Raw genomic sequence first — 25,215 nt, 5'->3', positions numbered from 1 at the left:
ATGGCCGCAGTCCGCACTTCTTCCGAAATCACCTTCAACCGGGTCGCCATCGTCGCTGTCCTGCTGGTGACGATCATCTTCCTGGCGCCGATCTACTGGATCGCCTCGACGGCGTTCAAGCCGCGCAACCTCGCCACCACCATTCCGCCGACGGTGGTTTTCCAGCCGGAGATATCGCCCTTCGTCAAGTTGTTCACCAAGCGTTCGCAGCTGCGCAGCCCGCCGTCGCCGGAGGAGTACGCGGCTGCGCCGTGGTGGGAGCGCGTCGTCTTCAATGGGGGCGAAAAGATCGTGCGCGACGGCAAGGGCCAGGTGCAGTGGTCGGGCTATCCGAGCCGTTTCATGAACTCACTGATCGTTGCCATAACCTCGACCGTCCTGGCCGTCGGCATGGGCACCTTCACCGCCTATGGGTTCTCGCGCTTCAAGGTAAAAGGCGAGGCGGACCTACTGTTCTTCATCCTGTCGACACGCATGCTGCCGCCGGTGGTCGTCGCCATTCCGATGTTCCTGATGTACCGGGCGGTCGGCCTCAACGATTCCCATATCGGCCTGATCATCCTTTACACCGCCTTCAACCTGTCCTTCTCGGTGTGGCTGATGAAGGGCTTCATGGACGAGATCCCCAAGGAGTATGAGGAGGCGGCCCTCGTCGACGGCTATACGCGCATGGAGGCCTTCTTCAAGATCGTGCTGCCCGAGGCCGCCACCGGCATCGCCGCCACCGCCGTGTTCTGCTTTATCACGGCGTGGAACGAATATGCCTTCGCACTGATCATGACCAGCCGCCGTGCCCAGACAGCACCGCCCTTCATCCCCAGCCAGATCGGTTCCGGCCTGCCGGACTGGACGGTGATTGCCGCCGGAACCTTCCTGTTCCTGCTGCCGGTCGCGATCTTCACCTTCCTGCTCCGCAACCACCTGTTGCGCGGCATGTCGTTTGGAGCGATCCGCAAATGAGCTTTCGCGACATCAACCAGAAATATCTCGAACCGGGCAGCCAGGTGCTGATGGTGCTCGGTATCATCGCGCTCTGCCAGCCGTGGAACATGCTGCTGCACAGCTATGGCGTGACCATCATCCTGATCGGCCTGATCGGCTTCAACATCACCTCCAAGATCGCGCCGGAGGAGAAGGCCGGCACCGGGCAAGGGGCAAATCCGGGGGCACAGCATTGACCCAGATCGAGCTTCGAGGCGTCCAGAAATATTTCGGCGCCGTCCAGGTCATCAAAGACCTCAACCTGAAGATCGACGACAACGAGTTCATCGTGCTGCTCGGCCAGTCGGGCTGCGGGAAGACGACGACGCTCAGGGCGATTGCCGGGCTGGAGACGATCGACGGCGGCGACATCCTCATCGACGGCAAGCCGGTCCAGCACCTCAAGGCCGCCGATCGCGATATCGCCATGGTCTTCCAGTCGTTCTCGCTCTATCCGCATATGAGCGTCTATGAGAACATCGCCTTTCCGCTCAGGGCGACGCGCAAGAGCAAGGCCGAGATCGACAGCGAGGTTCGCTCGGTCGCCAAGAAGCTGCAGATCAGCGATCTCCTCGCCAAGAAACCGTCGGCGCTGTCGGGCGGCGACATGCAGCGCGTGGCGATCGGCCGAGCCTTGGTGCGGCGGCCGAAGGCGATGCTGATGGACGAGCCGATCGGGGCGCTCGATGCCAAGCTGCGCGAGGAGATGCGGGCCGAGATCAAGCGGCTGCACATCAAGCAGGGCTCGACCAGCATCTACGTCACCCACGACCAGATCGAGGCGATGAGCCTCGCCGACCGCATCGTCATCATGCATGAAGGTGTGCTGCAGCAGGTCGGCTCGCCGGACGAGGTCTATTCGCATCCGGCGAATCTTTTCGTCGCGCAATTTGTAGGCAGCCCGGTGATGAACGTCGCCGACACTTCGGTGACCGAGAAAGCCTCATCGGCCTCGGTCACGGTCGGCGATGCGGCCGCCGGTTTCGAATTCCCGCGCGCCTTGCTGTCGAAGCTCAACGGCCATGCCGGCAGCCAACTCGCGCTCGGCATCCGGCCGGAAGGCGTCCTCGTCCGCCGCGAAGCCGCCGAGGGATTCTTGCCGGTGGAGACGCAGATCGTCGAGCCGCTCGGGTCTTTCGACATCGTCGACCTCAAGGTCGGCTCCAAGATGCTGCGTGCGCGCACCAAGAGCGGCTTCATCAGCGGCCCCGGCGAAAGGGTCTTCGTCAGAATCGATCCCAGCCAGGCGCATTTCTTCGACACGGCGAGCGGCAAATCGCTGGGAGTGAGACTCTGATGGCCCACATCCAACTCAAGAACATCTCGAAGAAATTCGGCAACCACACCGCCTTGACCGGGCTCGATCTCGACATCGCCGATGGCGAGTTCTTCGTCCTGCTTGGCGAGACCGGCGCCGGCAAGACGACGACGCTGCGCATGATTGCCGGCCTGGAAAAACCGAGCGAAGGCCAGGTCTTCATCGACGGCGTCGATGTCGCCGACTGGGGCGCGGCCGAGCGTGACGTGGCGCTGGTGCTGCAGCAATATTCGCTGTACCCGCGCTATACGGTACGCCAGAACCTCGAATTTCCGCTGAAGCCGAAGATCCGCCGGCTGCCCGATGCCGAGATCAAGGATCGTGTCGACCGCGCGGCCAGGACGCTGAGGATCGAGCATCTGCTCGACCGCAAGACCGACAGGCTTTCAGGCGGCGAGATGCAGCGCGTCTCGATCGGTCGCGCCATCGTGCGCAAGCCGCGGGTATTCCTGATGGACGAGCCGTTGTCGGCGCTCGACGCCAAATTGCGCGAGGCGCTGCGCACCGAATTGAAGAACCTGCAGATGCAGCTTGGCGCCACCTTCCTGTTCGTGACGCATGATCAGATCGAGGCGATGTCGATGGGTGACAAGGTCGGCGTGCTCAACCATGGCCGCATCGTCCAGACCGGCACGCCGTACGAGATCTATAACAATCCGCGCGACACCTACGTGGCAAGCTTCGTCGGCTCGCCGCCGATGAATCTCATCGACGGCAAGCTCGTCAACGGACGTGCGGTGATGGCGCCGCTCAATTTCGAATTGCCGTTTGCAGGGGGTGCCAAGACTTCGGGGGGTGCCAAGACGGGCGCGGCGACCGACGGTCGCCCGCTCGTCTTCGGTATTCGTCCCGAGGACGTCTATCTCGAGACCGGCGCGCCGGTCGAGGCGCGGGTCCATGACGTCGAGAACCATGGCGTCGAGAAGATCCTGACGCTGCGGGTCGGCGACGCCATGCTGCGCGCCACCGTGCCGGCCAGGACCGACGTCCAGATAGAGCAGCCGGTACGCTTTGCCTGGAACCCGGACAAGGTGGTGCTGTTCGACAAGGGCAGCGGAATAAGCCTGCGTCACGCCGGCTAAGTACAAGCGTCTTTACTGCGCTAGAGCGGGATGCGTTCAAAGTGAACCGTGCATCCCGCTCTATCCATGTGTTTTAGCCGCATTTGTGCGACGCCAAGTGATTCCGCTTGGCTGCGAAATGCTCGAGTCTTCCCGTCATCCCCCGTACGGGGGATGCGGATGCTCCGATTTGTCGAATAGGCTGATCCTTTGGTCCCAAACGGGCTTTGCAAGCCCAATTTGGAGGCCCAAAACGGAGGGTTGGCTATGGGAAATCTGTTCCGCAGTTTTGCGATGATCCTGCTCGTCGCCGGTATGGGATTGTCGGCGGCGCATCTGGGCGAGGCGCAGGCGGCCAAGAAAGTTGTCGCCGGCGCGAAGGTCGACGCCAAGAAGATCAAGGACCTCAACGGCACGGTCAATCTGTCCACCAGCGACTGCAAGCTGTTGTTGAGCGGCACCGTCGTGGAAGTCTCGGATGGCAGGTGCGGGGCCTCCGGCAAATATTGCAAGAGCAGCGCCGGCTCGGCCTGCATCACCGAGCAATAAGCCGGCCAACGTTTAGCCGGCCTGGCGGATCTCCGCCTGTTCCTCGGCCCGGAAATGGCTGGGCGGCGATCCGATGACCCGTTTGAAGGCGCGGCTGAAGGAGGCGTCGGATTCGTAGCCGAGGCGCGCCGCGACGACGGAAATCTTGAGCCGGTCGCGGACCAGCCATTGCCTCGCCTGGTGCATCCGCACCTGCGTGACGTACTTTGCCGGTGTTTCGCCGACAATGGTTGCGAAGCGCTCGGCGAAACCTGATCGCGAGGCACCCATCATCTTCGCCAGAGCCTCCACCGTCCAGTCGCGGTTCGGTTCCAGATGGATCGCGGCCAGCACCCGGCCGATCTCGCGGTCCCTGACCGCCGCAATCCAACCGGAAGAGTCGCCGCAGCCGCGCTCGACCCATGAGCGGATGACGGTCGCGGCGAGCACATCGGCCAGCCGCGCCAGGATGCCGCCAGAGCCGACGCGCTCCATCGTCACCTCGCGGGCCATCGCTTCCAGCAAATGCGGGATACCTGGCTCATAGGCCTCCAACTCATGTGCGCGCATCACGTCCGGCATCATGCCGAGCAAGGGGTGCAAGCCATCGAGATTGAAATACATGCTGCCGAAAAACAGCAAGGTCCCCGGACGGCAGCCGGGCATGCCGTCATTCGACATGCAATAGACACCCTTGCAGATTTCCTCGACCTCATAGCCGTGGATCGGCGCCGCCTCGATACCCGGCTCGCTCGCCAGCGTGTGGGCTGAGCCGCGCGGCAACAATACCGCGTCGCCCGCCTTGAGCTCGACCCATTCACCGGACGGCTGCAGCAACCAGCAGCCTTTGCGGCCGATGAAATGAAACCGTGCCGCCGCCTGAGCCGGAAAATGGATGCCCCAGGGTTCCTTCATCTCGCAACGGCCGTAATCGACGCCTTCGAGACGCAATCCCCGCAATATGTCTGTCAGCGGATCGCCGGTGATTGGAATTTTGGACGAACGGTCAAACATAATGGTGTTTCTAGCATGGAAACTCCAGCTAGTCACTCCCTATGTTGCTTGCATTGCAGCCAAATGCTGCGCTGCAACAGACCGGAGATCCCTCATGACCGAACCCGCGACAGGCGTCATGGACGCCGTTCTCGACCCATCGGAAACCGGCGAACGATCCGAGCCCGCATGGGGGGCGGTGGTCTCCCTGGCGCTCGGAGTCTTTGGCCTGGTGACCGCGGAATTTCTGCCTGCCAGCCTGCTGACGCCGCTTGCGCAGGATCTCGGCATCACCGAAGGCGCCGCCGGGCAGGCGGTAACGGCCACCGCCGTCATTGGCGCGATTGCGGCGCCGACCGTGGCTATTGTCACCAAGCGGCTGGACCGCAGGCTGGTCATGTGGGCACTGACGGTGCTGCTTGTGCTGTCAAATCTGGTGGCCGCGTTTGCGTCCTCGCTTCCCGTTCTTCTGATTGCCCGCATCATGCTCGGGATCAGTCTTGGCGGCTTCTGGTCGATGTCGGCAGCCATGGCGATGCGGCTCGTTCCGATGCGGCTGATGCCGCGCGCCATGTCGATCATTCTCACCGGCGTTTCGGTGGCGACGGTCTGCGCGGCTCCGGTCGGCGCCTATGTCGGCGACATCTGGGGCTGGCGGACGGCGTTCATGATCGCCGCCGTGGTCGGTGCGCTGGCGCTGCTGGTGCAGGTGGCTACCATTCCGAAGCTGCCGCCTGCAGGTACGGCAGGTTTTCGCACGCTGCTGGAGGTGATGAAGCGGCCGATGATCAGGGTGGCACTGCTGGTGGTGCTGCTGGTCGCCTCGGGACATTTTGCCGGCTTCACCTATGTCCGCCCGTTTCTCGAGAAGGTCCCCGCGCTGGACATCGAGACGATCTCGCTTGTGCTGCTCGCCTACGGCATTGGTGGCTTCTTCGGCAATTTTGCCGGCGGCTTCATTGCCGAACGCAGCCTCAAGGCAGCCGTCAGCCTGGCGCCCCTGCTGATCGCGTTTTCGGCGCTCCTGCTGCTGGTGGTCGGAGGTTCACCCGTCGTGGCTGCAATAGCAGTGGCCAGCTGGGGCTTTGCCTTCGGCGCCGTCCCAGTCGGGCTGCAGACCTGGCTGGTGCGGGCCGCCCCCGATCAGGCGGAAAGCGCCGGTGGGCTCATGGTTATGACGTTCCAGGTCGCCATCGCGTTGGGCGCCGTCTTCGGCGGCCTGCTGGTCGACAATACCGGCGTTGCCACCGCCTTCGCCTATTGCGCGGCGGCGACGTTGCTTGCGGCACTGGCGGCGTTCTTCCTTGGCCCCAAGCCGATCGACGACCCCAAGGCCTAAACGGAACGGCCGTCGAAGTCGAAGACCGGCACGGCGGCGACGTCCAACGCCTCGATGCAATTAATATTGATATAGGCACTTCGCCCGCTCCCTTCGCCGACATCCTCGGCGAAGGGGTGAATGCCGCAGCTGCGGCAGAAGCGGTGGGCGATGACATGGTTGCCGAAGCTGTAGCGGCCGAGATCATCGCCCCAGGCAAGCACCCGCATGCTCTCATGCGGAACTGCCCATAGCAGTGCACCCTTGCGCGAGCAGATCGAGCAATTGCACCGAACGGCTCCGGTCAGCTCGCCTTCGACCTCGAACGCGACCTTGCCGCAGTGGCAGCTGCCTTGGTAGAGCATCGGGCCTTCCTCCTTCGGTTCGACAGGTGCAAATCCGACCGTGCCGGGCTATGTCTCCTGCGGCCAGTTTCTGGCTACTACCTTAAGACGTTGCAAGCGCGCGGAGTCCGACACCGAAAAATGCAATCAGCCCGCGATCACCTCGAAGCAATTCTTTCGCCTCTTGCCGCTCGCGTCGACGATGAGAGGGTTTTCGTAAAGCTCTACCCGGAAGCCGCACGGGCGGCGGCGGACGCCACCGATGCGCGGCGAAAAGCCGGCGTCACGCTCGGGCCGCTCGATGGGGCGATCGTCTCGATCAAGGATCTTTTCGATGTCGCCGGCGAGCCGACCACGGCGGGCTCTCTGCTGCTCGCCAACGCAGCGCCGGCGCTGCGGGATGCCATTGTCGTGCAACAGTTGCGCCAGGCCGGTGCAATCATCCTCGGCAAGACCAACATGACCGAGTTCGCCTTTACTGCGATCGGCGTCAATCCACATTATGGCACGCCCGGCAATGCTAGCGATGCCAGCCGTATTCCGGGCGGCTCCTCCTCAGGCGCCGGCGTTTCGGTGGGCGAAGGCACCAGCGAAATCTCCATCGGTTCCGATACCGGTGGTTCGGTGCGCATTCCGGCATCGCTGAATGGCGTCGTCGGTTTCAAGCCGACTGCGCGGCGCGTGCCGCTTGCGGGTGCGTTTCCGCTATCAGCCACGCTGGACTCGATCGGTCCGCTGGCCCGCACCGTCGCCGAATGTGCGGCGGCCGATGCAGTGATGTCGGGCGAAAACCTGGCGGCACTGTTGCCGCTGCCGCTGGACGGCCTGCGCATCGGTATTGCGCGCGGCGTGCTGTTCGATGATACGCAGGAAGAGGTCGCGACGACGTTCGACCGGTGTCTGCGCAAGATAGAGCTTAGCGGCGCACGGCTTGTGGAGCTGTCGATCGACGACCTGCTTGCCGATCTGCGCGTGGCAACCCAACGCGCGTCGATCGCGGCGATGGAAGGGGCGGAGATCCATGCCGACTGGCTGGCGACGGGAGCGACGCGGCCGGTCGACCCGCGGGTAAGCGGGCCATTGTCGCGCGCCGCCGCCATTCCGGCCACGGTCTATATCAGGGCAATGCGCCGCCGCACGGCGCTGGCCGCCGCGATGGATGACCGGCTGGCGTCGGTCGACGTGCTGGCCCTGCCGACCACACCGGTGACGGCGCCGACGATCGTGTCGATGACCAGCGACGAGGCTCTGTGCAACAGGACGGAAGGCCTTCTGCTGCGCAACACGCAGGTCGCCAACCAGTTCGATCTATCAGCCATCTCGCTGCCGATGCCGGCAATGACGCGTCCGGCCGGGCTGATGCTGGTGGCGCGCAATGGCCATGACCACCACCTGCTGCGCATCGCAACTGGCGTGGAGGGGCTGCTTGCAAATTGATCGGATAGCGCGTGTCAGCGCGACGAGCAGTGGCCGCGTTCGCTGTCCTTGGCGGCGCGTTCGATGCTGGTGGCGACCAGCCAAGGCAGGGTGTACCGCTTGCCGTTGAAGGTCCGGGTGCGGTTCTCGATCGAGCCGACAACAACGACCTTGCCGGCATAGAGCTTGTCTGAAAGATCGAGCGCCTTGTCTTGCTGCGGCAGGCGATCGATGTCGATTGAAACGCCTTTGATGAGCTTCCCAGCAGCGAGGTCGAGTGCGCTGTTCGATGGACAGGGTGCCGCCACGCAGCGTATGCCGTTGTCGCAGAACACGTAGCTACCCTGTCCGTTGGCGAAGGCTTGCGCCGTCGCCACGCAGAAGCCGGCGGTCAGTAGGAACTTTGTGACGCTTGCCATGCCGGCACCATCGCCGGCGAATTCGGGAAAATTGGGGCGCTTTCAGAAATCGGCAAGGAACCGCCGCCGGTAGTGCTCGACCACTTCGGGGTTGCGCAGATTGACCGGCAATCTGTTGGCCAGCACCAGCAAGGCTTCGCCAGCCGCGCCGACGCCCATGCGCATCATCGACTGCTCGGTAATCCCAGCCATGTGCGGGGTGACGATGACGTTGTCGAAGCCGAAATAAGGATGGTTGGGCGGTAGCGGTTGTGTAGCAAAAACATCGAGCGCAGCGCCGCCGATGCGGCCCTTCTGCAAGGCCTCGATCAGCGCGTTGTCATCGATCACCGGCCCGCGCGAAACATTGATCAGCAGCGCATCCGGCTTCATCCGCTCAATGCGCTCGCGGCTGATCAGCCCCCGTGTTTCGGGCGTCAGCGGGCAGCACAGAACGATGATGTCGCTCTGCTCGATGAGTGCATCGATCGACAGGAAGCCGACCCTGTCCGGCGCCGGCCGCATGCTGCGCGTCGTCGCCACCACATTCAGATCGAACCCATGGGCGGCGATGTGGCCAACCGCCTGACCGATCGCGCCGAGGCCGACAATGCCGATCGTCTTGCCCGCTAGCTCGCTGGCCACCACCGTGTGTTCGCGGCCCGCCAGCCAGCCCTTCGCACGCAAGTCGCGGTCCAACACACGGAAGCGCCTAAGCAGCGCCAGCGCCGCGAACATCACATATTCGGCGACAGATCGCGCGTTCACCCCCGGCACGTTCGCCACCAGCACGCCGGCCGCATTGGCCGCTTCCATCGGTACCATGTCCAGCCCGGCGCCGTGGCGGATCGCGGCCCTGAGCTTCTTCGCGCCTTCGAAAAGCGCCGCAGGCAAGGGAGCGCGAACGATGATGACATCGGCGTTCCTCGCCTCGGCGGCCAGCGTGGCCGCATCGAGGGCGGAAGCAACGACGAGTTCGCCGGCCCCGGTCAGCATGGAAGCGGCACGAGGGTGCAGTCTGTGTGTTGACAGGATCTTGGGCATTTCAGGCCTTTTCGAGCGCAGGGCTTTCCGGTTCCGTCCCACGCCCCTCGATCAGCCCCTTCCAGTAGCTTTCCGCGCCTTGCAGGTGGGCGCTCATCAGCGCCTGGGCGAGATTGCCATCGCGGCGCAGCAGCGCCTCGTAGATCTGGATATGCTCGGCATGGGAGCGCACGCTGCGTTCGGGATCGTTGAAATAGATCGGCAGGCGCAGTTCACCCATCATGTAGTAGACGCTGCAGATATTGTGGAAGACGCTGTTCTTGGTCGCCCGCACGATCTCGAGGTGGAACTCGCGGTCTTCCCGGGCAAGCCCTTCACCGGCGGCGATGCGATCCTCGGAGGCCTTCAGGATCTCGCGCAGCCGCTCGAAATTCTCCTCGGTGGCGCGTGAACAGGCAAGTTCGGCGGCCTTGATCTCGTGGATCTTGCGCAACTCGACCGTCTCGTAGATCTGGACGGGATCGAGCGGCAGGCCGGCGCGGGCGAACAGCGCCATCGCCTCGACGCTCGCCTGCTTCGTATCGATGTAGATGCCGGATTTCGCCCGTCGCTCGACGATGCGCATGGCCTCGAGAATGGCCAGCGCCTCGCGGATCTGGCCGCGGCTGACGCTGAAATGCTCTGCCAGTTCGCGCTCCGACGGCGTGCGGCCCGTCTCCTTGTCCGAATGGGAGAACAGATAGGCGGCGAGTTCCGCGAGAAGGTTCTTTTCTTTCATGTCAGCCGTGTTGCGCGTGCGCCTCCAGGAACCGCTCCGAAATGGTGAATCCCAGCCCGGGTCTATCAGGGATCGCTACCATACCGTCCTTTGCTTCGACAGTCTCTTCGATCAGATCGTGGATCATCGGGTTGGCGCCGAGCGAATATTCGACGGTGAAGCTCGCCGGCGACGCAGCGCAGACATGCAGCCCGGCAAAGAAGCAGGGCGCGCCGGCCCAAAGATGCGGCGCAAAGCGCAGATTGAAGGCGCTGGCGATGGTGCCGATCTTCATCGCCTCGCTGATGCCACCGCAAAAGGCCGGATCCGGCTGGAATATATCGGCGGATTTGAGCACGGCGAGGTCGCGGAAGGCATAGCGCGTCGCCTCGCTTTCGCCGGTGGCGATCGGGATCGAACCGCAGGCGCGCACCTCGGCCATGCCGGGCTTGTCGTCGGCGATCACCGGCTCCTCGAACCAGGCGAGATCGAGGTCGCCGGCGAGATGGATAAAGCGCTTGGCTTCGGCCACCGTGTAGGTGCCGTGCGCGTCGACCATCAGGTCGATATCGGGACCGAGCGCCTGTCTGGCGGCACGGACGCGAGCGGCCGAGATATGTGGGGCGCCGTCCATGGCGCCGACGCGCATCTTCAGCGCCTTGAAACCGCCCTTGGTGATGTAGGACTGCAGCTGGTCGCCGATGGCTTCCGCAGTAGCCCAGCCGCCGGAAGCATAGGCCGGCATGCGGTCCAGCTTGCGGCCGCCGAGCAGCCGCCAGACCGGAACGCCGAGCGATTTGCCAAGAATGTCCCACAATGCGATGTCGACGGCGCTGATAGCGGCGATGCTCATGCCGCGTCGCGCCAATTGCGGCATGGCGTGGCCGGCGCGAGCGGCGCTGTCGTGGCGCGTGCCATTATAGAGCATCTCCCATATGACGCCGATGTCAGCCGGGTCGCGGCCGACCAGCTGCGGGCCGACCTCGTAGTTCAGCAAATGGACAAGGGCGCCGTAGCTGCCGGCGCTGCCGGCGGCATTCTTGCCCTCGCCCCAGCCGACCAGCCCGTCGTCCGTCTCGATGCGCAGGATGGCGGCGTCGAACGTCGCCACCTGACCGAAGTCGCTGCGGTGCTGCTTCGCGGCTTCGATTGGTATGCGGACCCACCAGGCTTGGACCGTCTTGATGCGCATGTTAATCCTCGGCCCGGCCGCGGTGAGGCGGAAGGGCTTTTCCAAACGGCTCGGCTACTTGATCAGCGGCAGCAGCGTTTCCGCGTTGATGCGCATCTGGTCGGTGTAGAATTTCTCCGTGAGCACGCTGGAGCCGTGGTCCTGAATGAATTTCAGCTGCTCCGGCGAGATGTCGACGGGGTTGCGTTCGACCATGTCGGGATAGGGGGCAGCCGGCGTGCGGTCGACGGGGGCGACGAATTCATTGGTCAGCGCGCCGTCATAGCCGATCTCCTTCAGCGTGCCGACGATCTTCAGCCAGTCGATCTGCCCGAGGCCGGCGGCGAAGCGGTTGTTGTCGGCGACATGGAAGTCGTACAGGCGCTTGCCGACCTGCCGGATGGCGTCGTAGACGTTAAATTCTTCCATGTGGATGTGGTAGGCGTCGAGGCAGACGCCGCATTCGGGACTGACCGCATCGGCCAGCGCCAGTGCCTGGGCGCCGCGGTTGAACAGATAGGTCTCGAAGCGGTTGAGCGGCTCGACCGCGATCTTGACGCCGACCTTCTTGGCGTGGGTGAAGCATTCCCGGGTGGCGTCGACCACCCATTTCCACTCCTCTTCCTCGGTGCCGTCCGGCACCACCTTGCCGACGGTGGCCGGAACCAGCGTGATGATCTCGCCATCAAGTTCGCTGACCATGGTCAGCACATCCTTGACATACTGCACCGAGCGCTCGCGCTGGCCCTGGTCCTTGGCGGCGAGATTGCGCTCGCCCAGCATCAGCGTCACCGCTCCCCAGCAGCGAATGCCGTACTCGTTCAACAGTGCGCGCGTCTCCTTGGGCTTGTACTGTTCGGGTTCGCCGGAGATCTCGATCGACTCGTAGCCGAATTTCTTGATGCGCTTGAGCGTCGTTTCCAGCGGCTCCGCCCGCATCCAATTGTGCGTCGAAAGATGCATGGTCTATCCTTCCCAGAATCGCCTGTACCAGTTCGCCTGCGGCGCACTCTGCCGAAGCGTGCCGCATGATTCCTCCCCAAGGCGTCCCAGCATTTTTTGCAAACTGGTTCGACCAATTGGGCTTGAAGGGAGGTCTACAGTAATTTCATCTGGACGGCAAGAACTGCTGCCATCAAGCGTTGGCTCCTGTCTATGCTATTGATTATACTTAAACATGTGGCTTAACTCGGCATGGTTGCAGGACCGTCGCAGCGCGTCAAATGGCTTGACCAGATTTCGGCATTTGGTAATACCAGAATAGCAGCGCTGAGTGCGCTGTGCAAAGAGACCAAAGACGCTGGCCCTGTTTTCAATCGGCGCTATGCTTGGTCGTGAAACATAGGGAGATGCCGATGCCGACGACGATGAAGGGGCCTGGTCTGTTCTTGGCGCAGTTTGCGGGCGACGCCGCGCCGTTCAATTCGCTGGCCTCGATCACCAAATGGGCGGCTGGTCTGGGCTACAAGGGCGTGCAGATCCCGACATGGGACGCTCGACTGTTCGATCTCGAGAAGGCAGCCTCCTCCAAGGCCTATTGCGACGAGGTGAAGGGCATCTGCGCCGATGCCGGCGTCGAAATCACCGAACTGTCGACGCATCTGCAGGGGCAACTGGTGGCGGTGCATCCCGCCTATGACGCGCAGTTCGACGGCTTTGCGCCGGCTGCGGTGCACAACAATCCAAAAGCCAGGCAGCAATGGGCGGTCGAACAGATGAAGTTCGCCGCCAAGGCGTCGAAGAATCTCGGGCTCAAGGCGTCGGTGTCGTTTTGCGGCGCGTTGGCCTTCCCATACCTCTACCCATGGCCGCAGCGGCCGGCGGGACTGATCGAGGAAGCATTTGCCGAGCTGGGCAAGCGCTGGAAGCCAATCCTCGACGTCTATGACGAGAACGGCGTCGATATCGGCTACGAAATCCATCCGGGCGAGGACGTGTTCGACGGCGCGACATTCGAGATGTTCCTCGATGCGGTCGGCGGCCACAAGCGCTGCAACATCAACTACGACCCGTCGCACTTCCTGCTGCAGCAGCTCGATTATCTCGAATTCATCGACATCTATCACGAGCGGATCAAGGCGTTCCACGTCAAGGACGCTGAATTCAATCCGACCGGGCGGCAAGGCGTCTATTCCGGCTACCAGAGCTGGACCAACCGCGCCGGGCGTTTCCGCTCGCTCGGCGACGGGCAGGTGGATTTCGGCGGCATCTTCTCCAAGCTCACCCAATACAATTACGATTCATGGGCGGTGCTGGAATGGGAATGCTGCCTCAAGCACCCGGAGGATGGTGCTGCCGAAGGCGCCCCCTTCATCCAGCACCACATCATCAGGGTGACGGAAAAAGCATTCGACGATTTCGCCGGCGGCACGACCGATAAAAAGGTGCTGCGCGGCATGATGGGGATCTAGCACAGATATCCCTCCCGAGGGGAGGGTGGCCCGGAGGGCCGGGTGGGGTCGGTCCATGCCGAGCTTCATGCCCGGCGACCCCACCCGCGCTACGCGTCGACCCTCCCCCTCAAGGGGGGAGGGGTATCTCAGATAACGAGGGAGAAAATCATGGTTGGCGCATCGAAGACGGAAACGGGAGGCGGTCCGATCCGCTACGGCATGGTTGGCGGCGGACAAGGCGCCTTTATCGGCGCGGTGCACCGCATCGCGGCGCGCATTGATAACGAGTTCGTGCTGGTTGCCGGCGCCTTGTCGTCGAATCCGGAGCGCGCCAAGGCCTCGGCGGCCGAGCTTGGGCTCGATCCGGCACGCAGCTACGGCTCCTATGCCGAGATGGCCCAGGCCGAGGCCAAGCGGCCGGACGGCATCGAGGTGGTGGCCATCGTCACGCCGAACAATGTGCACGTGCCGGCCGCCAAGGCTTTTCTAGAGGCCGGCATCCACGTCATCTGCGACAAGCCGCTGGCGACGACGCTGGCCGAGGCAAAGAAGCTGGCCGCGCTGGTCGAAAAGACCGGCAAGGTGTTTGTGCTGACGCATAACTACACCGCCTATCCGATGGTGCGGCAGGCACGCGAGATGGTGGCCAAAGGACAGCTCGGCGATATCCGCATCGTGCAGTCGGAATATCCGCAGGACTGGCTGACCGAAGATCTGGCCGCCACCGGCCAGAAGCAGGCTGCGTGGCGCTCAGACCCCAAGCAGGCCGGTGCCGGCGGTGCGCTGGGCGATATCGGCACGCACGCCTACAACCTCGCCCGTTTCGTCTCCGGGCTGGAGCTCGATTCGTTGTCGGCCGATCTCGATGCCTTCGTACCGGGGCGGCTGCTCGACGACAACATCAATGTGCTGCTGCGCTTCAAGCCGGTCGGCGGGTCGCACTCCGCCAAGGGCATGATCTGGGCAAGCCAGGTGGCGCCCGGCCACGAGAACGGCCTGAAATTGCGCATCTACGGCTCGAAGGGCGGGCTCGAATGGGTGCAGGCCGATCCGAACTATCTCTGGTACACGCCGTTCGGCCAGCCGAAGCAGTTGATCACCCGAAACGGCGCGGGAGCGTTGCCCGTCGCCGGGCGCGTCAGCCGCGTTCCGCCAGGCCATCCGGAAGGCTATCTCGAAGGTTTCGCCAACATCTACCAGGAAGCCGCGCGGGCCATTCGTGCGGCGCGCCGGAAGGGCGGCAAGCCGGCTAAGGATGTCGTTTTCCCAACTGTGCAAGACGGCGTCGAAGGCATGGCCTTCATCGAGGCCTGCGTGAAATCGGCGAAGAAGAATGGAGCGTGGACGAAGCTCTGAAGGGGTGGTGATATTCAGGTGAGACCGGCCTGCAAATGGCAGTTTCCTGCGCTTCCGGTGCTCATGTACCAAAAGTACGCTCCGCTCCGGTTCTCGGAACCCACCATTTTCGGCTCGGCCTGACCTGAATCTCACCACCCCTCCGGCGATCGAGCGAATGAAGGGGAGGGGCGTCGATGAAAATCGGCATGTGCATGTTGTTGTGGACGACCAGTGTCACGAAAAAACACGAGCCGTTGTTGAGGGATATCAAGGCGACCGGCTTCGACGGCGTCGAGATACCGATCTTCTCCGGCACGCCGGACGACTACAAGAAGCTCGGCGAGCTGCTCGATCGTATCGGGCTGGAACGCACCGCCGTCTCGGCGATGGGCGATCCGGCGATGAATTTGATCTCGCCGGATGGCTCGACGCGCAAGGCCGGTATCGACTACATGAAATCGACGATTGATTGCGCTCAAGCGCTGGGCGCGAACACTTTGAGCGGTCCGCTGCATTCGACGCTTGGCGCCTTTTCCGGCAGCGGGCCGACGGCGGCCGAGAAAAAGCGCTCGGTCGCCTCGCAACGCGCCATCGGCGATCATGCCGGCAACAGAAACGTCACTATCGGGCTGGAGGCGCTCAATCGCTTCGAATGTTATCTGCTCAACACGATGGACGATCTGTCGGAGCATATCGACGCGATCGACCGGCCGCACGTCAAGGCGATGTACGATACCTTCCATGCCAATATCGAAGAAGCTGACCCGATCGGGGCCTATACGCGCAACCGCAAGAACATCGTCCATATCCATATTTCGGAGAACGATCGCGGCGTGCCGGGCCGCGGCCACGTCCCCTGGAAGGAGACTTTCTCCGCCATTCGCAAGAGCGGCTACGACGATTGGCTGACGATCGAGGCGTTCGGGCGTTCGCTGAAGGATTTGGCCGCGGCCACCAAGGTGTGGCGCGACTTTTCCGAAGGCCCGGAAGCTGTTTACCGCGACGGCTACAGGCATATCAGGAATGGATGGAGGAAGGCGCCCTAACCGCACGTCTGCGTAACGCCCCCGTCAGCCCTGGCCGGCCTGGATCCGGTTGTAGTCGTGGATCGTCCTGCTCAAGCGGCGGCGCAGGAAAATTGGAAATGCTGTCGAAGATGAAAACGACGAGCAGGACCAAGAGCACCATGTAGAAGACATTGGCCCAGTTGGAATTGGTGCGCATCGCCTCCCAGAGCTTCAGGCCGATGCCACCGGCACCGACGGCGCCGATGATCGTCGCGCCCCTGGTGTTGGATTCCCACTGATAGAGTGTCTGGCTGATGAAGACCGGGATCACTTCCGGCAGCACGCCATAGCGCTGCACCAGCAAGCCATTGGCGCCGGTCGACTGGATGCCCTCGCGTGGCTTGTCGTCGATGTTCTCGAGGCCTTCCGAATAGACTTTGCCGAGCGTGCCGATCTCGGTGAAGAAAATCGCGGCGCTGCCGGCAAGCGGGCCCGGGCCGAAGGCGCGGGTGAAGAACAGCGCCCAGATCAGCATGTCGACCGAACGCATGAAATCGAAGAACCGCTTTAGCACCTGGCTAAGCAGGCCGCTCGGGGTGATGTTGCGGGCGGCGAAGAAGGCGAGCGGGAAGGCAACGATGCCGCCGAGCAAGGTGCCGAGAAACGCCATGACGATGGTCTGGAACAGCTTCGTCCAGACGTCGCCATGCTGCCATTGGGCGTTGTTCCAGATATTGTCGGCGGCCAGCGCAATGTTTGATGTGCCCGGCTTGAGCTGGGGTCCGGACATCAGCAACGAGACCACCTCGCCGGGCGACTTGCCGAAGAAGGGCGAGCGTGTGTCGAAGACGAAATTCGCCCAGCCGAGGAAGCGTTTGCGGACCTTGACGCGATCGACGGTTATACGGACCTCGCCGGCAAAGCCCATCCTGGCGACGATCTCATCGTCATGCGCGGTGATCCACTCCGGCACCGGGCCGGATATTACCGGTTTGCCGCTGGCCAAGGACACCGGCACCGTCTGGCCATTGGCGACCAGCGTCGCCTCGGTCTTGTCGAAGGTGACCGATTTGGCCCGGCCGTCGATCAGGATGGTGTAGGAGCCGTTGGCGTTGGTGATGACCCAATCGGGATGCGGGTCTTCGCCGAGCGCCGAAAAACGCGGATATCTGGGTGTGATCTGAGGCTGGTCGAGACGGAATTCCGGCTGCAGATCGTAGCTGATCCATTGCGTCAGGAAGAGCGGCAGGCGCTCCCAGTGCGATTCCCTCAGCACTTGCGGCAGGCTGAAGAACCACAAGGCGTAGAGGAGATAGAGCAGGATGCCGGTGAACAGGACCAGCGGGCCGAAGCGTTTGTACAAGGGCCGCCGGAACACTTGGGGAAAGCGCTCCTCGATCGACCGCATCTGATCGGCGGTCATTGCGGCCATGGGCAGTCTTCTTGTTGATTTGCCATGATCTTTTCCAAAAACCGGAATCCACTTTTTGGGATCATGGTCAGGCACCCATCATGAATGCCTGCTCGCCGACGAGCTTGCGGCGTAGCCAGGCGGAAAACTGGTCGACGAGGAAGATCGTCGTGAACAGCAGCAGCACCAATGCCAGTGTCTTGGCGCCGAAGCCGCGCGAGATGGAGAGCTTCAGTTCCTCGCCGATGCCGCCACCGCCGACCGCACCGATAATGGTCGAGATACGCACATTGATCTCGATCCTGAGCAGCGTGTAGGACATGAAATTGGGCAGCACTTGCGGCAGGCCGGCAAAGCGCACGCGCTCGAACCAGTTGGCGCCGACCGCGCGCAGGCCTTCTTCGGCGCGCATGTCGATGTTTTCGTTGATCTCGTAGAAGAGCTTGCCGAGAGCGCCGATGGAATGCAGGCCGATGGCGATGATGGCTGCGACCGGGCCGGTCGAGAGGATGGCTGCGAACAGGCCGGCAATGACGATCTCGGGGAAGGCGCGAAGCAGTTCCATGAAGCGCTTGACGACGAGCCTGAGCACCGGACTGGGCGTCAAGTTGCGCGCGGCGATGAAGGAAAAGGGCACCGCAAAGACAAAGCCGATGAAAGTGGAAACCAGCGCCACGTTAAGCGTGGTGAGCATCAGCTCGAAATATTCGGGTAGATAAAAGCCGCCCCAGAGATAGACGCGGCCAAGCGGGAAGTTGAACTCTTGGCTGCCCTTGTCGTGCGGCGATGCGATGTCGAAAAGCGCCCGCCAGACGTCGTTCCAGTCCTTGGGAACAAGCCAACTAAGGAAATCCAGTATGTGCGGCAGCCGATCGAAGAAATGTCCGGCATTGGCCTCGTCGGCGAACCACATGGCTGTGCACATGGCGACAAGCAGTGAGCCGATGCCGAGCGCCGTGTAGAACCGGCGCAAGGACGTCTGGCGTCGCCAGGCGTCTGCTGCCTGCCGGACCGCGTCTGAACGAATTGTAGCGGCGAAGGTCATACGGGGTCACGAGCGGACACGCAAAAAGGGCGGCGACCGCATCGGCCCGAAAGTTGACTTTCGGAAAGCACGATGCGGCATCTAAGTGTTAGAGCGTACTTTGTGCGTCCAAGTGGACGCACGTCGCTCTAATGGACGCCGCCCTTTCCGCAATTGTCGTCAGCCGCCGATCGCGGCTTTGCGGGCTTCGACGATGACGCTGTAGAAGTCCGGCTTCACCGGAACGTAGCCGGTGAAATCGCCGCCTTCGATGGCCTCGAAGCAAGGCTTGTCCTTGGCCGGCAGGCTGGTGAAGAAGTTGGCGAGCTTGGCGCTCATATCGCCGCCGAGTGCGGTGCGCACGACCAGCGGGCCGTTCGGGATCGAGCCGGAGCGCCAGACTTCGACGAAATCGTTGGGGTCCACGGCGCCCTTGGCGACTTCCTTGTGGAAGGTGCCGGAGGTGTAGCCGTTCTTGAAGTCGCCGATGCCCGAGGAATCGTCAACCGCAACATCGACCTTGCCGTCGCGAACCGCGAGAAGGTTGTTCTCGTGGCCGCCATTGAACTGGGTCGAGGCGAAGAAGGTTTCGTTCGAAGCGCCAGTGTCCTTCGGGATCTGGGTCAGCGGGATCAGGTAGCCGGAGGTCGAATCCGGGTCGGCATAGCCGAGTTTCTTGCCCTTGGCCGACTTGATGTCGGTGATGCCGGACGACTTCAGCGCAAGGCCGATCGAATAATAGCCGGTCGCGCCGTCGGTCTGCTGGGTGGTGAGGATCGGGGTCACGGCGTTCGGATCCTTGAGGTAGACGCTGGCATAGCCCGACGCGCCAAGCTCTGCGAAATCGAGCGTGCCGCCGAGCAGGCCCTGGATAACGCCGTCATAGTCGGCGGCCGGGAACAGCGAGACCTTCTCGAAGCCGAATTCGGACTTCATGTGATCGGCGAGGCACTGAAAGTTGCGCAGCCGGTCCGCTTCGTTTTCACCGCCAAGGATGCCGATGCGGAATTCCTTGATATCCTGGGCGTGAGCGGCGCTTGCCGCGATAGCGAGCAATGAAACGGCGCCAAAAACCATCTTCCTGAACATTATCTCTCTCCTGTTGGTCCCGGCCTCGCGCCGGTAGCGTTCGAATTTTTTGACAGGTGCCTTTGACGCGGGCGGGCGATCAGGCCGTTCTCAATATCCCGGGAATGCGGGCTCGAGCGGTCCGGCGGATGCAGCGATTTTCTGTTTGATGGTGACACTGGTGGAGGTGATGGCCTCGGAGATTTCGCCGCCATTGCTGTCGGCGCCGTAGACCATGCGCACGGCCTCGCGGTTGAGGGCTTCGGGCGGGCCGTCAAAGACGACCTTGCCGGCGGCCATGCCGATGATGCGGTTGCAGTAGGTGCGGGCCGTATCCAGCGTGTGCAGATTTGTGATGACGGTGATGCCCTCGCGCAAATTGATGTCCTGCAGCGAATCCATCACCACCTTGGCGTTGAGCGGATCGAGCGAGGCAATCGGCTCATCCGCCAGCAACACCTTCGGCTGCTGCATCATGGCGCGCGCAATCGCAACGCGCTGCTGCTGGCCGCCGGAAAGCGTGCCGGCCGGCTGCAGGGCGGTGCGGGCGATGTCGAGGCGCTCGAGGGCTGCAACCGCCTCGGCGCATTCACCGCGGGAGAACATGCCAAATAGGTTGGACACGGTCGAACGGTGATTGAGCCGGCCGAGCAGCACATTGGTCAGCACATCGAGGCGCGGCACCAGGTTGAACTGCTGGAAGATCATGGCGCAGTCGCGCTGCCAGCGTCGGAGCGGCGAGCCGCGCAGCCGGGAGACCTCGACGCCGTTGAACAGGATGGATCCCTGGCTGGGATCGATGAGGCGGTTAATCATGCGCAGCAGCGTCGATTTGCCGGCGCCGGAGCGGCCAATGATGCCGACCATCTGGCCTTGCGGAATCGCGATGTGAACATTGCTGACGGCGGTGTTCTTGCCGAACCGGCGGGTGACGCCGCGGATTTCGAGCGTAGCTGACATTTCTGGCGTTGCTGACATGGGGTAAGTTCCAGTCCAGTCGCGGTTGAAGGTCTGTTAACCCTCGCTAGCGCAACGGCATGAACCTGCGGTGTCGGATTGATGTCAGTTTTGTTACTGCCCGCAGGCGCGTTTGGCGCGAAGGCGAGTTGACCCAAACCGCTGCCGTCCGGGCGGCTTGGATGGGATCAGCCGAGGATCAGCAACTCCTCGAAATGCTCCATGTCCCTGAAGCGGCAAAAGGCAGGTGGCCGCAGCTCGATCACCGGAGCCTGGCGGGCAAACAGCGAGAGGCAATCGTCGAACAGATCTTGCCACTCGGACGCCCTTTCGTCCGCCAGACGCCGGATCTGGTAGGCGAACGTGATGTGGAAGACGTAAGTGTCGTGGTCGGGATGCCGGTATCCGAAAGGCGCCGACAAGGCATCGCGCCATGCGCGCAGGATATGCACGTCCTCATCGGTTGCGCCGGCAACGGTCAAGCCGTCGGCACGACATCGACGACCTTGATCTTGAAGGCGCCGTAGCCTTCGAAGCCGTTCAGGCGTTCCTGATAGAGGCGGGTCATGTCGTCGATGCTGGTGTCGAGCGGCACATCCTCCGGCCAATAGGGAAGCCGGCGGCGGTATTCGATGATGCCCTGGAACAGCGTCATGTGCAGGCTGGAGACGGGCGTGAAGGCCAGCCCGTCGGCATCAGGCATGGCGCGCATGCGCTCGCGCACGTCGATGATCACCGCTTCCGAAGCCGAGCCGTTGACGAGATGGCAGACGACCGTGTTGCCGGGCTCGTTGAGAAAATTACCAGAGGTGTCGTAGCGCCTGCCGAGATGCACCGGAGGGGTCGGGTTCGAGCCGGCAAAGAATCCGGCGAGCGAAGGTCTGACTGAAACAGGCATTGCGATCTCCAAACGAAGGCCGCGTCCTGCCCCGACGATGTGTCAGGGACATGAAAACCGTGCCAAGAAGTAGAATATCAAAGGCATGATTCGCCAAGTGATGCTGCCGGGGTTTCCACATCATCAAGATTGAAATGAAGATTCAAACTCGTATCAAAGAGAGGCTTCCTAATTGCTACGTTGGCGCCAGTGGTTGCGACTGTATGCTGCAGGGGTAGTCGCTGCGATGAGTTTCACAGTGGCCCTGGTTTTGACGTCCATATATCGGGTTGGTAGCTTGAACCATCCAATATCTGGATACTTGTACAATTATGGAAATGGGCGTGACGCGGCCATTATTCTAATGATTGTCATTTTTTTAATCGTGCTAGTTACGATAAATTTTGCAAATAAAGTTGAGGAAAAAACCCAATCGCTTATAGATATTGGTTATGACAAAAAATTTATAGAACTTATCAGGTTAAATCAGACTGGTGTTGCTATTCTTATTACGTTAGGATTTCTTTCTATTATTTTGGACATTTGCCTGAGCGGCTGACTTATTCAGGGCGTCAACCCCCATGCTTCTCCAAAAACTGATTGGCCTCCAGCTCGCGGAAATCGTCGAGCGCGGCGCGTAGCCGGGCGTGATCCCAATCCCACCAGGCCAGCGCTTGATAGCGCTCAGCCGTGCGGCGGTCGAAGCGTTCGCGGATTGGTTTTGCCGGCACGCCACCGACGATGGTGTATGGGGCGACATCCCTGGACACGACGGCGCCGGCGCCGACTGCTGCACCATCGCCGACGGTGACGCCGGGCAGGATGGTCGAGCCGTGGCCAAGCCAGGTGTCGTGGCCGATAGAGACGCGTTTGGCGCGGCGCTGGGCAAAGAATTCGCTCTCGTGCTCGGCGTCGTCCCAATAATCCGAGGCGCGATAGGTGAAATGGTGCAGCGTCGGCCGCCAGGTCGGATGGTTGGTAGCGTTGATGCGCACGCTTGCGGCGATGTTGGCGAATTTGCCGATCGTTGCGCACCAGACGCCGCAGTCCTGCATCATATAGGAATAGTCGCCGAGCGTGCTTTCGGAAACCCGGCAGCGCTCGGCGATCTCGGTCCAGCGGCCAAGCGTCGAGTTCTCGACTTCCGCCGTCTCGTGGATCAGCGGCGCCTCCAACAGTTTCCTGGTCATGCGGCGATTTTCCCGGCGGCGAAGGCGGTCACGTCGATGACGCGGTCGGCGACCGCCTCACTCACGTCGTGATCGTGGAAGATGCCGAGCAAAGCGACGCCCGCTGCCTTCTTGGCGGCGATCAGGGAAATCACCACATCGCGGTTCCTGGCATCGAGCGAAGCGGTCGGCTCGTCGAGCAGCAGGATCGGGTGCTCGGTGATGAAGCCGCGCGCGATGTTGACGCGCTGCTGTTCACCGCCGGAGAACGTCGCCGGCGGCAGCGCCCAGAGCTTCTCCGGCAGGTTGAGCTGCGCCAGCAAGGCGCGTGCCTTGCCGTGCGCGACCTCGCGCTCCTCGCCGCGCTCGACCAGCGGTTCGGCCACGACGTCGAGCGCAGAGACACGCGGCACGGTGCGCAGGAACTGGCTGACATAGCCGATGGTAAGCCGGCGCACGGCAAGCACGGTGCGCGGGCTGGCCGAGGCGAGATCGATGAGCCCGCCCTCGTGCTGGACGATGATCTGGCCTTCATCGGCGGCATAATTTCCGTAGAGCATTTTCAGGATCGAGCTCTTGCCGGCGCCGGACGGGCCGCCGAGCACGGCGCATTCGCCGGCCCTGATCGCGAACGAGACACCGGCGACCACCGGCAGTTTGATGCCGTCGCGCAGATGCATGGTGAAGCTCTTCGCGACATCGGAGACAACGAGCGGGGTTGCCATCAGAGGGTTCTCCCGTTCGGCGCTTCGCCGGCCCGCAATGTCTTCGCCTGAGCACCCCCCTCTGGCCTGCCGGCCATCTCCCCCTCAAGGGGGGAGATCGGCAACTTCGATGTCCCATCCGCTTTGCAGCGTCGATGATTGGCGTAGGCGGTGACGACATCCAATCTCCCCCCTTGAGGGGGAGATGGCCGGCAGGCCAGAGGGGGGTACGCCGGAGAAATCATCTTCAAACCTGCAGGATGGAAGAAACAAGCAATTGCGTGTAAGGCGCGCGGGGATCGTCGAGCACTCGGTCGGTGAGGCCGCTTTCGACGACGCGCCCGTCCTTCATCACCATCATGCGTTGCGACAAAAGCCGTGCCACCGCAAGGTCGTGGGTGACGACGATCGCCGCCAGGCCGAGGTCGGTGACCAGGCCACGCAAAAGATCGAGCAGGCGCGCCTGCACCGAGACGTCGAGGCCGCCGGTCGGCTCGTCCATGAACACCAGTCGCGGCCCGGTGACGAGATTGCGGGCGATCTGCAGGCGCTGGCGCATACCGCCGGAAAAGGCGCGCGGCTCGTCGTCGATGCGGTCTTCGTCGATCTCGACACGAGACAACCAGTCGACCGCCGTTGCGCGGATCCTGCCATAGTGACGGTCGCCGACCGCCATCAGCCGCTCGCCGACATTGGCGCCGGCCGACACCGTCATGCGCAGCCCGTCGGCCGGGTTCTGATGGACAAAACCCCAATCGGTGCGCATCAGGAAGCGGCGCTCGGCCTCGCTCATGCGGTAGAGTTCGCGAAACTGGCCGTCGCGCATCCGGTAGCTGGCGGTGCCGGAGCTGGGCAGCAGTCGAGTTGACAGGCAGTTGAGCAAAGTCGTCTTGCCGGAACCGGATTCGCCGACCACCGCCAGCACTTCGCCCGGCCAGAGGTCAAAAGTGACGTTCTCGCAGCCGACGCGCGAGCCGTAGAATTTGGACAGCGCCGAAACGCGCAGCAGCGGTTCGTTTGTCATTGCGCCGGCTCCGTTTTTCCTGGGGCAAGATGGGTCTCGGGCGCGAGATGGCCGCGGTGGCCTTCCGCGCGCCGCTTCTCGCAATGATCGGTGTCGGAGCAGACGAACATGTGGCCGCCATGGTCGTCGAGGATGACCTCGTCGAGATAGACGTTCTCGGCCGCGCACAGCGCGCAGGGCTGGTCGAAGGTCTGCACCTCGAACGGATGGTCCTCGAAATCGAGGCTGACCACATCGGTGAAGGGCGGCAGCGCGTAGATGCGCTTTTCGCGGCCGGCGCCGAACAATTGCAAAGCCGGCGAACGGTGCATCTTGGGATTGTCGAATTTCGGCGTCGGCGAGGGATCCATCACATAGCGGCCCTCAACCTTGACCGGGTAGGCGTAGGTGGTGGCGATGCGGCCGTGCCTGGCGATGTCCTCGTAGAGCTTCACATGCATAAGGCCGTATTCCTCCAGCGCATGCATTTTGCGCGTCTCCGTTTCCCGCGGCTCGAGGAAGCGCAGCGGCTCGGGGATCGGCACCTGGTAGACCAGCACCTGACCGGCACTCAGCGGATATTCAGGGATGCGGTGGCGGGTCTGGATGATGGTCGCCTTGGCCGTTTCGGTGGTGACCGCGACATTGGCGACCTTCTTGAAGAAGGCGCGGATCGAGACGGCATTGGTGGTGTCGTCGGCGCCCTGGTCAATGACCTTGAGCACATCGTCCGGGCCAATGATCGAAGCGGTAACCTGGACGCCGCCGGTGCCCCAACCATAGGGCATCGGCATTTCGCGCGAGGCGAACGGCACCTGATAGCCAGGAATGGCGATGCCCTTGAGGATGGCGCGGCGGATCATCCGCTTGGTCTGTTCGTCAAGATAGGCGAAGTTGTAGGTGGCGATGTCGGTCATGGCGATCGCTTCCGCTCTGTGCTACCGAATTGAGTTCCAAGACACGGAAAAGGGGCTGGGCTCCGATGACCCCGACCG

The 25,215-nt window shown here is 62.6% G+C and carries 25 protein-coding genes and 1 pseudogene; 10 read left to right on the top strand and 16 right to left on the bottom strand.

What is annotated here, in order from left to right; genetic code table 11:
* The 5 genes from NKI25_RS08770 to NKI25_RS08750 all read left to right on the top strand — a co-directional run bounded on the left by NKI25_RS08770 (position 1) and on the right by NKI25_RS08750 (position 3,909).
* On the top strand, positions 1 to 960 hold the full coding sequence (locus NKI25_RS08770) for a carbohydrate ABC transporter permease (protein ID WP_352448403.1): 960 nt from the start codon (positions 1 to 3) through the stop codon (positions 958 to 960).
* A complete protein-coding gene (locus NKI25_RS08765; protein ID WP_023675179.1) occupies positions 957 to 1,178 on the top strand; it encodes a hypothetical protein in 222 nt (73 codons plus the stop codon). Before NKI25_RS08770 ends, NKI25_RS08765 begins: the two co-directional genes overlap by 4 nt.
* Positions 1,175 to 2,278, top strand: coding sequence for an ABC transporter ATP-binding protein (locus NKI25_RS08760; protein WP_352620182.1), 1,104 nt, complete (start codon positions 1,175 to 1,177; stop codon positions 2,276 to 2,278). The genes NKI25_RS08765 and NKI25_RS08760 overlap by 4 nt, the downstream gene beginning before the upstream one ends.
* Complete coding sequence (locus tag NKI25_RS08755) at positions 2,278 to 3,381, top strand: ABC transporter ATP-binding protein (RefSeq protein WP_023675181.1); 1,104 nt, start codon at positions 2,278 to 2,280, stop codon at positions 3,379 to 3,381. Before NKI25_RS08760 ends, NKI25_RS08755 begins: the two co-directional genes overlap by 1 nt.
* Positions 3,382 to 3,627: 246 nt before the next feature.
* Positions 3,628 to 3,909, top strand: coding sequence for a hypothetical protein (locus NKI25_RS08750; protein WP_023675182.1), 282 nt, complete (start codon positions 3,628 to 3,630; stop codon positions 3,907 to 3,909).
* Between the two features lie 12 nt (positions 3,910 to 3,921).
* On the opposite strand, the gene NKI25_RS08745 is transcribed toward NKI25_RS08750, so the two are convergent.
* Positions 3,922 to 4,902, bottom strand: a complete 981-nt coding sequence (locus NKI25_RS08745) for an AraC family transcriptional regulator (protein WP_023675183.1) — start codon at positions 4,900 to 4,902, stop codon at positions 3,922 to 3,924.
* 94 nt (positions 4,903 to 4,996) lie between these two features.
* Between NKI25_RS08745 and NKI25_RS08740 the strand changes: the two genes are divergently transcribed.
* Complete coding sequence (locus NKI25_RS08740) at positions 4,997 to 6,220, top strand: MFS transporter (protein ID WP_352642445.1); 1,224 nt, start codon at positions 4,997 to 4,999, stop codon at positions 6,218 to 6,220.
* Here the strand turns inward: NKI25_RS08740 and NKI25_RS08735 are convergent.
* Positions 6,217 to 6,564, bottom strand: coding sequence for a GFA family protein (locus NKI25_RS08735; protein ID WP_023675184.1), 348 nt, complete (start codon positions 6,562 to 6,564; stop codon positions 6,217 to 6,219). The two genes, NKI25_RS08740 and NKI25_RS08735, sit on opposite strands and share 4 nt — an antisense overlap.
* Positions 6,565 to 6,684: 120 nt before the next feature.
* Between NKI25_RS08735 and NKI25_RS08730 the strand changes: the two genes are divergently transcribed.
* The gene (locus NKI25_RS08730) at positions 6,685 to 7,980 is read left to right on the top strand and encodes an amidase (RefSeq protein ID WP_023675185.1); all 1,296 of its coding nucleotides are present in this window, start codon (positions 6,685 to 6,687) and stop codon (positions 7,978 to 7,980) included.
* A gap of 14 nt (positions 7,981 to 7,994) precedes the next feature.
* Here the strand turns inward: NKI25_RS08730 and NKI25_RS08725 are convergent, their stop codons facing one another.
* Genes NKI25_RS08725 through NKI25_RS08705 form a run of 5 tightly spaced genes read right to left on the bottom strand, consistent with a single transcriptional unit; the run spans position 7,995 to position 12,232 of the window.
* A complete protein-coding gene (locus NKI25_RS08725) occupies positions 7,995 to 8,378 on the bottom strand; it encodes a DUF6748 domain-containing protein (protein ID WP_023675186.1) in 384 nt (127 codons plus the stop codon).
* A gap of 42 nt (positions 8,379 to 8,420) precedes the next feature.
* Complete coding sequence (locus NKI25_RS08720; protein WP_023675187.1) at positions 8,421 to 9,401, bottom strand: hydroxyacid dehydrogenase; 981 nt, start codon at positions 9,399 to 9,401, stop codon at positions 8,421 to 8,423.
* A 1-nt stretch (position 9,402) separates the two neighbouring features.
* Entirely contained in the window at positions 9,403 to 10,119 is a 717-nt protein-coding gene (locus tag NKI25_RS08715) for a FadR/GntR family transcriptional regulator (protein WP_023675188.1), read from the bottom strand.
* 1 nt (position 10,120) lies between these two features.
* On the bottom strand, positions 10,121 to 11,290 hold the full coding sequence (locus NKI25_RS08710; protein WP_023675189.1) for a mandelate racemase/muconate lactonizing enzyme family protein: 1,170 nt from the start codon (positions 11,288 to 11,290) through the stop codon (positions 10,121 to 10,123).
* Between the two features lie 54 nt (positions 11,291 to 11,344).
* Positions 11,345 to 12,232 carry a sugar phosphate isomerase/epimerase family protein gene (locus NKI25_RS08705; protein WP_352796572.1) on the bottom strand — a complete coding sequence of 296 codons (888 nt, stop codon included), beginning with the start codon at positions 12,230 to 12,232 and terminating at the stop codon, positions 11,345 to 11,347.
* Positions 12,233 to 12,624: 392 nt separating this feature from the next.
* On the opposite strand from NKI25_RS08705, the gene NKI25_RS08700 reads away from it, so the two are divergent.
* From NKI25_RS08700 to NKI25_RS08690, 3 genes are all read left to right on the top strand, one after another.
* Entirely contained in the window at positions 12,625 to 13,680 is a 1,056-nt protein-coding gene (locus NKI25_RS08700; RefSeq protein WP_023675191.1) for a sugar phosphate isomerase/epimerase family protein, read from the top strand.
* Between the two features lie 150 nt (positions 13,681 to 13,830).
* A complete protein-coding gene (locus NKI25_RS08695; protein WP_023675192.1) occupies positions 13,831 to 15,018 on the top strand; it encodes a Gfo/Idh/MocA family protein in 1,188 nt (395 codons plus the stop codon).
* A 176-nt stretch (positions 15,019 to 15,194) separates the two neighbouring features.
* A complete protein-coding gene (locus NKI25_RS08690; protein ID WP_352568281.1) occupies positions 15,195 to 16,046 on the top strand; it encodes a sugar phosphate isomerase/epimerase family protein in 852 nt (283 codons plus the stop codon).
* Here the strand turns inward: NKI25_RS08690 and phnE (NKI25_RS08685) are convergent.
* The 9 genes and pseudogenes from phnE (NKI25_RS08685) to NKI25_RS08645 all read right to left on the bottom strand — a co-directional run bounded on the left by phnE (NKI25_RS08685) (position 16,018) and on the right by NKI25_RS08645 (position 25,137).
* Positions 16,018 to 17,439: a phosphonate ABC transporter, permease protein PhnE gene (phnE, locus tag NKI25_RS08685; protein WP_502897347.1), complete on the bottom strand. Its 1,422-nt coding sequence runs from the start codon at positions 17,437 to 17,439 to the stop codon at positions 16,018 to 16,020. The genes NKI25_RS08690 and phnE (NKI25_RS08685) overlap by 29 nt on opposite strands.
* 67 nt (positions 17,440 to 17,506) lie before the next feature.
* Positions 17,507 to 18,463, bottom strand: a complete 957-nt coding sequence (gene phnE, locus NKI25_RS08680; protein WP_023675195.1) for a phosphonate ABC transporter, permease protein PhnE — start codon at positions 18,461 to 18,463, stop codon at positions 17,507 to 17,509.
* A 159-nt stretch (positions 18,464 to 18,622) separates the two neighbouring features.
* Positions 18,623 to 19,531 carry a phosphonate ABC transporter substrate-binding protein gene (gene phnD / locus NKI25_RS08675; RefSeq protein WP_023675196.1) on the bottom strand — a complete coding sequence of 303 codons (909 nt, stop codon included), beginning with the start codon at positions 19,529 to 19,531 and terminating at the stop codon, positions 18,623 to 18,625.
* Between the two features lie 90 nt (positions 19,532 to 19,621).
* Positions 19,622 to 20,488, bottom strand: coding sequence for a phosphonate ABC transporter ATP-binding protein (gene phnC, locus NKI25_RS08670; RefSeq protein WP_352998359.1), 867 nt, complete (start codon positions 20,486 to 20,488; stop codon positions 19,622 to 19,624).
* A 167-nt stretch (positions 20,489 to 20,655) separates the two neighbouring features.
* Positions 20,656 to 21,365: pseudogene (locus tag NKI25_RS08665) on the bottom strand (DUF1868 domain-containing protein).
* Positions 21,366 to 21,916: 551 nt separating this feature from the next.
* A complete protein-coding gene (locus NKI25_RS08660; RefSeq protein WP_352998358.1) occupies positions 21,917 to 22,534 on the bottom strand; it encodes a DapH/DapD/GlmU-related protein in 618 nt (205 codons plus the stop codon).
* Positions 22,531 to 23,238 (bottom strand): phosphonate C-P lyase system protein PhnL, encoded by a 708-nt coding sequence (gene phnL / locus NKI25_RS08655; RefSeq protein ID WP_352998357.1) that lies wholly within the window; start codon positions 23,236 to 23,238, stop codon positions 22,531 to 22,533. The genes NKI25_RS08660 and phnL overlap by 4 nt, the downstream gene beginning before the upstream one ends.
* A 226-nt stretch (positions 23,239 to 23,464) precedes the next feature.
* The gene (gene phnK / locus NKI25_RS08650) at positions 23,465 to 24,241 is read right to left on the bottom strand and encodes a phosphonate C-P lyase system protein PhnK (RefSeq protein WP_352998356.1); all 777 of its coding nucleotides are present in this window, start codon (positions 24,239 to 24,241) and stop codon (positions 23,465 to 23,467) included.
* The gene (locus tag NKI25_RS08645) at positions 24,238 to 25,137 is read right to left on the bottom strand and encodes an alpha-D-ribose 1-methylphosphonate 5-phosphate C-P-lyase PhnJ (protein ID WP_352644072.1); all 900 of its coding nucleotides are present in this window, start codon (positions 25,135 to 25,137) and stop codon (positions 24,238 to 24,240) included. The genes phnK and NKI25_RS08645 overlap by 4 nt, the downstream gene beginning before the upstream one ends.
* Positions 25,138 to 25,215 lie beyond the last annotated feature (78 nt).

Origin of the sequence: Mesorhizobium sp. M0808 (assembly GCF_040320025.1) — a bacterium.
Taxonomy (GTDB): Bacteria; Pseudomonadota; Alphaproteobacteria; order Rhizobiales; family Rhizobiaceae; genus Mesorhizobium.
This window is presented reverse-complemented; position numbering and strand designations above follow the sequence as displayed.

What these genes read in the sequence shown, in the direction of transcription:
- NKI25_RS08770 (WP_352448403.1), top strand. Translation starts at nt 1, where the DNA reads ATGGCCGCAGTCCGCACTTCTTCCGAAATCACCTTCAACCGGGTCGCC.
- NKI25_RS08765 (WP_023675179.1), top strand. Translation starts at nt 957, where the DNA reads ATGAGCTTTCGCGACATCAACCAGAAATATCTCGAACCGGGCAGCCAG.
- NKI25_RS08755 (WP_023675181.1), top strand. Translation starts at nt 2,278, where the DNA reads ATGGCCCACATCCAACTCAAGAACATCTCGAAGAAATTCGGCAACCAC.
- NKI25_RS08750 (WP_023675182.1), top strand. Translation starts at nt 3,628, where the DNA reads ATGGGAAATCTGTTCCGCAGTTTTGCGATGATCCTGCTCGTCGCCGGT.
- NKI25_RS08745 (WP_023675183.1), bottom strand. Translation starts at nt 4,902, where the DNA reads ATGTTTGACCGTTCGTCCAAAATTCCAATCACCGGCGATCCGCTGACA.
- NKI25_RS08740 (WP_352642445.1), top strand. Translation starts at nt 4,997, where the DNA reads ATGACCGAACCCGCGACAGGCGTCATGGACGCCGTTCTCGACCCATCG.
- NKI25_RS08735 (WP_023675184.1), bottom strand. Translation starts at nt 6,564, where the DNA reads ATGCTCTACCAAGGCAGCTGCCACTGCGGCAAGGTCGCGTTCGAGGTC.
- NKI25_RS08730 (WP_023675185.1), top strand. Translation starts at nt 6,685, where the DNA reads ATGCAATCAGCCCGCGATCACCTCGAAGCAATTCTTTCGCCTCTTGCC.
- NKI25_RS08725 (WP_023675186.1), bottom strand. Translation starts at nt 8,378, where the DNA reads ATGGCAAGCGTCACAAAGTTCCTACTGACCGCCGGCTTCTGCGTGGCG.
- NKI25_RS08720 (WP_023675187.1), bottom strand. Translation starts at nt 9,401, where the DNA reads ATGCCCAAGATCCTGTCAACACACAGACTGCACCCTCGTGCCGCTTCC.
- NKI25_RS08715 (WP_023675188.1), bottom strand. Translation starts at nt 10,119, where the DNA reads ATGAAAGAAAAGAACCTTCTCGCGGAACTCGCCGCCTATCTGTTCTCC.
- NKI25_RS08710 (WP_023675189.1), bottom strand. Translation starts at nt 11,290, where the DNA reads ATGCGCATCAAGACGGTCCAAGCCTGGTGGGTCCGCATACCAATCGAA.
- NKI25_RS08705 (WP_352796572.1), bottom strand. Translation starts at nt 12,232, where the DNA reads ATGCATCTTTCGACGCACAATTGGATGCGGGCGGAGCCGCTGGAAACG.
- NKI25_RS08700 (WP_023675191.1), top strand. Translation starts at nt 12,625, where the DNA reads ATGCCGACGACGATGAAGGGGCCTGGTCTGTTCTTGGCGCAGTTTGCG.
- NKI25_RS08695 (WP_023675192.1), top strand. Translation starts at nt 13,831, where the DNA reads ATGGTTGGCGCATCGAAGACGGAAACGGGAGGCGGTCCGATCCGCTAC.
- NKI25_RS08690 (WP_352568281.1), top strand. Translation starts at nt 15,195, where the DNA reads ATGAAAATCGGCATGTGCATGTTGTTGTGGACGACCAGTGTCACGAAA.
- phnE (WP_502897347.1), bottom strand. Translation starts at nt 17,439, where the DNA reads ATGGCCGCAATGACCGCCGATCAGATGCGGTCGATCGAGGAGCGCTTT.
- phnE (WP_023675195.1), bottom strand. Translation starts at nt 18,463, where the DNA reads ATGACCTTCGCCGCTACAATTCGTTCAGACGCGGTCCGGCAGGCAGCA.
- phnD (WP_023675196.1), bottom strand. Translation starts at nt 19,531, where the DNA reads ATGTTCAGGAAGATGGTTTTTGGCGCCGTTTCATTGCTCGCTATCGCG.
- phnC (WP_352998359.1), bottom strand. Translation starts at nt 20,488, where the DNA reads ATGTCAGCAACGCCAGAAATGTCAGCTACGCTCGAAATCCGCGGCGTC.
- NKI25_RS08660 (WP_352998358.1), bottom strand. Translation starts at nt 22,534, where the DNA reads ATGACCAGGAAACTGTTGGAGGCGCCGCTGATCCACGAGACGGCGGAA.
- phnL (WP_352998357.1), bottom strand. Translation starts at nt 23,238, where the DNA reads ATGGCAACCCCGCTCGTTGTCTCCGATGTCGCGAAGAGCTTCACCATG.
- phnK (WP_352998356.1), bottom strand. Translation starts at nt 24,241, where the DNA reads ATGACAAACGAACCGCTGCTGCGCGTTTCGGCGCTGTCCAAATTCTAC.
- NKI25_RS08645 (WP_352644072.1), bottom strand. Translation starts at nt 25,137, where the DNA reads ATGACCGACATCGCCACCTACAACTTCGCCTATCTTGACGAACAGACC.